1 protein-coding gene and 1 pseudogene are annotated in these 1,223 nt (G+C 31.7%); both read right to left on the bottom strand.

Going from position 1 to position 1,223, the window contains the following annotated elements; genetic code table 11:
• A pseudogene (locus ACN6NE_RS30965) lies at positions 1–198 on the bottom strand (hypothetical protein); the annotation flags it as partial.
• 10 nt (positions 199–208) lie between these two features.
• Entirely contained in the window at positions 209–745 is a 537-nt protein-coding gene (locus tag ACN6NE_RS30960) for a MerR family transcriptional regulator (protein WP_474329418.1), read from the bottom strand.
• Positions 746–1,223 lie beyond the last annotated feature (478 nt).

The following is a 1,223-nucleotide window of genomic DNA, read 5'->3' as shown; positions in this document are numbered from 1 at the left end:
GACGGTTCCTGTTATGTTAGAAGAAACCGCCTCATAGGTATTCGTATGATACAAAGGATCTTCTGTTTTTAAATAAAATTTCGATGTCAGTAAGGATAAAAAACCGATAAAGAAAAAGATCAACATTGCTGTATACTTCCATGACCGATTACGATTTAAATTAAATCGATAATCTTCCAATTGCTTTTTAAATGCCACTTATACCACCTCATTTCATGATTTCTGTTTTCAATTCTTCGATACTATAAACCATCCATTTATTCTCTTCTTTTCGTAGAGAAACTTTAATAATGTCATGCGTCTGATCGTCGACGTTTTCATCTTTTATGACAAGATGATTTGTAAATTCTGCAATGACTTCAACCTCTTCTTGCCCTCCATCATATTGTTGTACATAAAGCTGTAAATCGTTTGGAATCGAAGTGTAACTATCTCCATATACGAACTTTTCAGAAGGATAAAATTGCTCATAAATCTCTTTGTCCATGATGGATTTTGCAGTCTTTTTACGATCCTCAAATCCATCTTTTTCACGATGATAAGAAACATCGATGAATTGATTAACCGTATTCAAGTAATCTCGTTTTTGTTGTTCTTGGACAGAAGGACGAACCTCACTTAATTGTTTTTTCAACTCTTTATTTTCTTCTTTTAAGCTGTCATTTGTGAATTGAATTTGTTTCGAAGCTGTTGTGTTGGAGATATTGTGATTAAGGTAGATATTTAAAATGGTAACATCTGCCATTATAACAGCAAGCACAGGAAGTTTTAAGGTCATATTTTCAAACAAGAAAAATAAAGGCTATTATCCTAACGATTAAAAAATACTAAAATTGCAACTAACCTTACATCCAAAAATCGTCTAATATAGGTTTATAGTTAGTTTTTCAACACTAGTCAAACTTAAGTTCAACCTATTACTCACTTAATATAATTTTCTAGTCCCACCTCTCCTTTAGTTAAACCTCAGTTAAACCTAACAGTGATTAAACACAGTTTTATAGATAGATTTTAAAGTTAAGTCAAAGTTAAGTTAAACTTAACAGTTACTTACTACAGATTCATAGTCAGATTCCATCTCTTTAGTCTCCTTAAGCCTAAACTTAACAGTTACTTACTACAGATTCATAGTCAGATTCCATCTCTTTAGTCTCCTTAAGCCTAAACTTAACAGTTACTTACTACAGATTCATAGTCAGATTCCATCTCTTTAGTCTCCTTAA

The sequence above is a fragment of the Priestia sp. 53B2 genome (assembly GCF_056099005.1).
Note: the sequence above shows the minus strand (reverse complement) of the source record. Positions and strands in the feature narration are given on the sequence as shown.

Bases quoted from the DNA above. Each gene is read 5' to 3' on its own strand.
- ACN6NE_RS30960 (WP_474329418.1), bottom strand. From the start codon at position 745: ATGGCAGATGTTACCATTTTAAATATCTACCTTAATCACAATATCTCC.